Raw genomic sequence first — 6,284 nt, forward strand, 5'->3', positions numbered from 1 at the left:
CTTTTCTTTTAGGGCTTTTTTCCAGCGGTGGTAGGTGGCCCGGCTGATCCCGACCAGGTCCTGGATCTCCTTCCAGCTCTTTTTACTTTCACGCAGGGCTTTGACCAGTCGGAGCTTGCGCAGACGTTCCTTGACCTCTGGGTCGCCTGCTTTGGCCTCGGCCAGCCTCTGTGCTTGTCTAGCGCCTTGCCATATCTCTCGGCCAACGGTGGTAAACTGCACCTGGGGAACCTCCTTTCTTGGTTGGTTCCCCTCTTTTTATCCCAGCTTAGAGTCTCACATGTGTTTGTCCGGGTTCATAGCAAAAAAGGCGATGGGCCGGCAGAAACACCGACCCATCTAAAAGGGGTGGCTTACCAGATGTAGAAGATGGTCACGATGAACAGCCAGACCGCATCTACCAGGTGCCAGTACATGCTCGAGCCCTCGAGGGTGCCCTGCTCGTGGTGGTCGATTTTGCCGGCCAAGGCCTGGGCATAGGTCAGGGCCAGGCCCGTTCCTCCGATCAGCACGTGGGCCCCGTGCAGCCCTACAATCAGGAAGAAAACCGTGAACCACAAAGCGGCTTTCTGGGCCTCTACCGACTGACCAGCGGCGTTGAGAGCTTCCACATAGTGCCCCGAAGCGATGGCGAACTCCCACATCTGGAACAAGAAGAACACCACTCCCAGCAGGATGCTGATCAGCATACCCAGCTTAAAGGGGGAGAGTTTATGGTGGCGCAGGTCGTGGTGGGCGTAGTGCACCGTGAAGGAGCTGGCTACCAGGAAGAAGGTGTTAAGAAGGGCCAGCCACAGCGCCGGACGGTGTTCCTCTGGAGGTACCGCAGCCCCGGTCAGACGCAGGTAGAAGTAACCTGCGATCAGAATCCCGAACAAAGCGATTTCCGAGACGATGAACCAGGCCATGCCCACCCAGGCGTTGGATTTGCCGGTTACGGTGTGATGCTCCACCGGGTGGTCGTATTCCTTGCGCAAGGCCCATTTGAATAGGCTGTAGAAGAAGACCACCAGGCCCACGGCCAGCCAGCCGCCCCAGCCCGCGATGCCGCCCACCGGGGCATTGCCCAGATCGGGGGCTAGAGAAGCCCCTATACCCGCGATTAGCAGGCCCAGTGCGGTCATGAAGGGCCAGATAGTGGGCGCGGGAAGGTGGATGCTGGCCGGGTCCACCGGGGTGGGTTTAAGGCCTTCCTTGGCCCAGTCGTATAGGGGGCGTTCCGATTTGAAGACGGTGGGGAACTGTACTGCGAAGTTGTAGGCCGGGGGAGGGGAGGAAGTGGCCCACTCGAGGGTGTACCCTCCCCAGGGGTTGTCAGGGGCTTTTACGTTCTGACGGAAGCTCTCAAACATGGCGACCAGCCAGGCAATGCCTCCCAAGGCTAGGGTCACCGCCCCTACTGTGGAGGTGAAGTTCAGCTCGTTCCACAGGTAGAGCCCGTCGGGGTAGGTGTAGTAGCGGCGGGGCATCCCTAGGAAGCCCAGCACGTACTGGGGCATAAAGGCCAGCAGGTAGCCCACCAGGAAGAGCCAGAAGTGCACTTTTCCCCAGAATTCGGGGTACATGCGCCCGGTGATCTTAGGCCACCAGTAATACAACCCAGCGAAGGCCAGGAAGCCTGAACCAGCCATCAACACGTTGTGGAAGTGGGCTACCACAAAGTAGCTGTCCTGCACATGGTAGTCGAAGGGCACCACGGCCAGCATCACCCCGGTGATGCCGCCCAGTAGGAAGTTGAACATGAAGCCCATTACAAAGAGCAGCGGGGTCTTAAAGTCGAGCTGCCCACCCCAGAGTGTGCCTAGCAGGTTGAATATCTTCACCCCGGTGGGTACCGCCACCAGCACAGTGAAGAACACAAAGACCATCTGGAACAGCAGGCTCTCCCCTACGGTGAACATGTGGTGAGCCCAGACCAAGAAGCCCACCACTGCAATGCCCACCAAGGCAAAAACCATGAATCGGTAGCCAAAGACCGGCTTACGCGCGAAAGTCGAGGCCACCTCAGCGGCGATGCCCAAATAGGGCAGCAGCATAATGTAGACCGCCGGGTGGGAGTAGAACCAGAAGAACTGCTGGAAGAGTACCGGGTCGCCTCCGATGGTGGGGTCGAAGAGGGAAAGCCCCAGCTTGCGCGAGAGCAGCACGGTCAGGCTAGCCGCAGTGATGCCGGCCAGGGCGAAGAGCGAAAGCATGGAGGTGGCGAAGATCCCCCAGACGAAGATGGGCATCTTCCACAGACCCATGCCTTTGGCCCGCAGGTTATAGACCGTGGCAGCAAAGTTAGCCGACCCCAGCAGGCTGGATAGACCCAAGAGTAGCACCCCCATCATGAAGAAGTCGGTGCCGATGCCCGTAGTACGGGAAAAGGGATAGTAAAAGGTCCAGCCTACGTCTGGAGCCCCACCGAAGAACAACGAGGCATAGATCAGCAGAGCTGAGAAAACGAACAGCCAGGCGGCGAAGGCGTTGATGCGGGGTAGGGCCACGTCCCGCTCGCCCAGCATGAGGGGCAGAATGAAGTTGCCGAAGCCCGACAATCCTGCTGGGATGATAAAGAAGAAGAGCATGGTGGCCCCGTGCAGGGTGAGAACCTGGTTGTAGGTCTGGCCTACCAGGAACTGCTGCTCAGGGCCGGCCAACTGCCAACGAATGGCCACCGCCATCAGGCCGGAAAAGCCGAAGGCCAGGAAGGAGGTGACCAGGTAGATCATCCCGATTTTCTTGTGGTCGCTGGTGGTCAACAGGTCCCAGACCGTGGCCCAGAACCCCATACGGGAAGCGCTTTGTGTAGTTGCTACCGCCATATTTACTCAAACCCCCCGTTAGAACTTCTCCAGTTTGTCGAAGTCAAAGCCTTCTATCTTATGGCTCAACAGGTACGCGGCGATGGCCTTTACATCCTGGTCGGAAAGGTGGAGGAAGGCCGGCATCTTCACGCCCGGCTTCATGCCTGGGGAGTTTTTGATCCAGGCCTCGAGGTACTCCGGGGTGTTGGGCCACATTCCTGCACCCACGGTGGTGCGGTTACCAAAAAGGGTCAGATCGGGGTTGTTGGGCAGCCCTTGCGCCACCCCCTTGAGGCCGTGACAGGCGGCGCACTGCTGCTTAAAAAGCTCCTCGCCCCGTTGCAGTGTGGGATCGGTGGGAGCGCTGGCCTGGTAGGTTTTGGCCTCGGCTATCCAGCGGTCAAACTCTTCCTGCGAGACCACCTTCACCCTAAAGCGCATGTTGGCGTGGGAGGCCCCGCACAACTCCACGCACTGCCCGTAGTAGTTGCCCTCTTTTTCCGGGGTAACCGTGATACGGGTGACGACCCCAGGAATGGCATCGCGGGTGCCCACTAGGCTAGCGATGCGGAAGGAGTGGATAACGTCGTAGTTGCTGCCGTCACCCCCAGTGACCTCAAAGGTTACGGGCCGGCCCACCGGGAGAATGAGCTGGTTGGAGTCGCGTACCCCGTACTCTTTGTAGTGGAAGTCCCACCAGAACTGCCAGCCCCGCACCTCTACTACCATGGCCCCGGGCTGGGGCTGCTCCAGCCGGAACATGCTGCGGGCGGTAAGGCCGAAGATGGTCAGCACAATGACCGTGGGGATGATGGTCCAGAGTACCTCGAGGCGGTCGTTGCCGTGGGTTTGCGGGGGCTCGCCGGTTTCCTTTCCCGTGCGGCGAAACTTAATGGTGACGTAGGTCAGGGCGCCCATCACCACCACGAAGACCAAAGCGGCAAACCCCATGACCCAGACCAGAAGCCCCCGAACCTCGCGGTTAAAGGCCGAGGCTTCCCCATCCAGGATGTTTAGGGTATGCCCCCCTGCCTGCCCTGGTTCAGCGGCCCAAGCCAGGCCCAGCATCAGCAAAAGTATCAGAGCCACACTTCGCCACCACATTCCCATATCCTCCCTTTAGCGCATTGTAAACCTGTTTAGTTGGAGTGAGTCTAGCCTAGGCACGATTCCCGTAAAGTATACCCAATCAAGGTATGTTAGAGAGCCCGGTCTATCGCCATCGCGACGAAAAGCAATGCCAGATATAACATGGAGTATTTGTACAGCGACAGCGTCCAGCTTCGTTCCAGGGTCTGGTATAGCCGCAGGCTGCGTATGAGCAGCAAGGTGTTGAGCCCTAGGGCAGCGGCCAGATAGAACCCGCGCAGCTCGCCCATCAGTACAGGTATGAGGGTGATTACTGTAGTCAGGATGGCGTATAGCCATATTTGGTAGGCGGTTTCCCGCTCGCCACGCACCACCGGTAGCATGGGTACCCCGACCGCAGCGTAGTCATCTTTAATCATGAGGGAGAGAGCCCAGAAGTGCACCGGTGTCCAGAAGAAGACGATTAGAAACAGATACCAAGCAAACAAGCTCACCTCACCAGTGACCGCGGCCCAGCCCACCAAAGGCGGAAAAGCTCCAGCAGCTCCCCCGATCACAATGTTGCTCCAAAAACGGCGCTTCATGTAGAGAGTGTAGATGAGCACGTACCACCCCAGGCCAGCCATGGCCAGAAGCGCGGTGGTTAGGTTGGCGCCCCACCACAGCAAAAGAAAGGACAGCACCATCAGGGTGGTCGCAAAAAGCGCGGCCTCGCGGGTGCCGATCCGGTCGGTAGCAGTAGGGCGCAGGGCGGTGCGCTTCATCCGGCGGTCGATGTCGCGATCGATAACCATATTGAAGGCGTTGGCCGCCCCCGCGGCCATGTAGCCCCCCACCAAGACCACCAAGAACAAGCCCAGACCCGGCCAGCCCCGCGCAGCGATGAACATGGCCATCAGGGTGGTGAAGAGCAGCAGGCTGATCACCCTGGGTTTGGTCAAAAGCCAGTAGTCGCGCCAGGTTGCGCGTTCGGAGTTGGCCACAGACATCACCATATCAGTTTACCTAGCCTCCACCACAGAAACCGCCTTGGCTCGAGGGTGGTATCCCTGGCTTAGGGCCGAGACGGTAAGCAGCAGCCAGGTGATCCAGACCAAGTCAGAGAGCAGAAGGTGGGGCAATTGCGTGTACAAAGGAGCGGCCTGTAGCACATTGAGGTAGCCCATTCCTAGCTGCAAGATGAAAATTACTCCGGCTAGCCGGGCGAACAGCCGGGTGTGGGCAGCAGGCCTAAGGGCCGCCACCAGATTGGCCACTAAAACCACATATACGCCCACCAAGACCGCGATAAAGGGGTGGTAGATGCGGAGTTGTACCAAAAAATGCTCCCCCGGGGTAAGCGCCCGACCCATAGCCTCTAGGGTATTGCGCACTGGGAACAAGGCATCGCCCAGCGAGGTCAAGGCCCCCGAGGCCGCCACGGTTAGGAGGCCCACAAAGCCCAGAAGCAAGGCCCACCCCACCCCGCCTTGCCCTCGCCAGAGCGGGCGTTGGTGAGGATGGCTCGACCACCAGGCGGTAAGGGCTAGCGAACCTATCAGGAACAGGGTGTTCATCAGGTGGATAGGGGCCACTACGGCTCGAGCCAGGCTGGCATCCTCGCCCACCAGCCGGAATAGCACCAGGCCGGCCCCTACCAGGCTTTCGGTGAACATGAAGAACAGGGAAAGCCCCGCGCCTAGCCGGGCCAGATGCCCTTTGGGGAAGGCCCGACGGGCCCAGAGCAAAAGCCCTATGGTGAGCAGCAGGGACAGGCCGCTAGTGACCCGATGGAAGAACTCAATGAAGGTTTTCCGTTCTTGAAAGACAGGCAGTGCCTCGCCATTGCAGGTGGGCCAGTGGGCACCGCAACCATCCCCCGAGCCGGTGGCCTGGACCACATCCCCCCACAGGATGACCACCAGGGTGAAGACCACCACACCCCAGGCATAGAAGGTAAAGCGTCGGTTGACCATATCGACCATCCCCCTTCGGGGTAACGGCCCCATTCTGCCAGATGGGGCCTGAATACTCTATTAGGACATTTGTCCCTAAGCCCTAGGAAGCCGTAAAGAGGGCATTATAGACTACATCAATAGGACTTACGCAGTTGGCTGAAGGATGTGGAGGGGATGGGCGAGATAACTTCGTATTGCCTCGCGAACAATGGACGCCTTGGCCTCGTACCAGCTCACCCCCCTGCGCAGCCGGTAGACCTCCAGCCGGAGGAAGGCCCGCAAAGCCAGGAGGAGGTGCCGCAGGATGGAGACCGCCTTCCTCACCTGGGCCCGCTCCACCCCACAGCACTGCTTGAGCCCCCGATGGTACACTTCGATCCCCCATCCTTGCCGCTCTAACTCCGCCCGCTTCTCTTCGCTCATCCCCAGATGGTTCGTGGCCCAGTACTCCGCCTCCCCGTCCTTGGAG

At 59.5% G+C, this 6,284-nt stretch carries 3 protein-coding genes and 2 pseudogenes; all 5 read right to left on the reverse strand.

Annotated features, from left to right (window positions below; translation table 11 throughout):
* Positions 1 to 222, reverse strand: a 222-nt coding sequence (locus G552_RS15590; RefSeq protein WP_211224809.1) for a helix-turn-helix domain-containing protein, incomplete at its 3' end; no start/stop codon positions are given.
* A 131-nt stretch (positions 223 to 353) separates the two neighbouring features.
* Entirely contained in the window at positions 354 to 2,807 is a 2,454-nt protein-coding gene (locus tag G552_RS0113160; protein ID WP_027883431.1) for a cbb3-type cytochrome c oxidase subunit I, read from the reverse strand.
* An 18-nt stretch (positions 2,808 to 2,825) separates the two neighbouring features.
* Positions 2,826 to 3,893 carry a cytochrome c oxidase subunit II gene (gene coxB, locus G552_RS0113165; protein WP_027883432.1) on the reverse strand — a complete coding sequence of 356 codons (1,068 nt, stop codon included), beginning with the start codon at positions 3,891 to 3,893 and terminating at the stop codon, positions 2,826 to 2,828.
* A 95-nt stretch (positions 3,894 to 3,988) separates the two neighbouring features.
* A pseudogene (locus tag G552_RS16100) lies at positions 3,989 to 5,833 on the reverse strand (heme o synthase).
* A 126-nt stretch (positions 5,834 to 5,959) separates the two neighbouring features.
* Positions 5,960 to 6,284, reverse strand: a pseudogene (locus G552_RS0113180) (IS701 family transposase); the annotation flags it as partial.

The sequence above is a fragment of the Meiothermus rufus DSM 22234 genome (assembly GCF_000423425.1).
Taxonomy (GTDB): Bacteria; Deinococcota; Deinococci; order Deinococcales; family Thermaceae; genus Meiothermus; species Meiothermus rufus.

What these genes read in the sequence shown, in the direction of transcription:
- G552_RS0113160 (WP_027883431.1), bottom strand. Translation starts at nt 2,807, where the DNA reads ATGGCGGTAGCAACTACACAAAGCGCTTCCCGTATGGGGTTCTGGGCC.
- coxB (WP_027883432.1), bottom strand. Translation starts at nt 3,893, where the DNA reads ATGTGGTGGCGAAGTGTGGCTCTGATACTTTTGCTGATGCTGGGCCTG.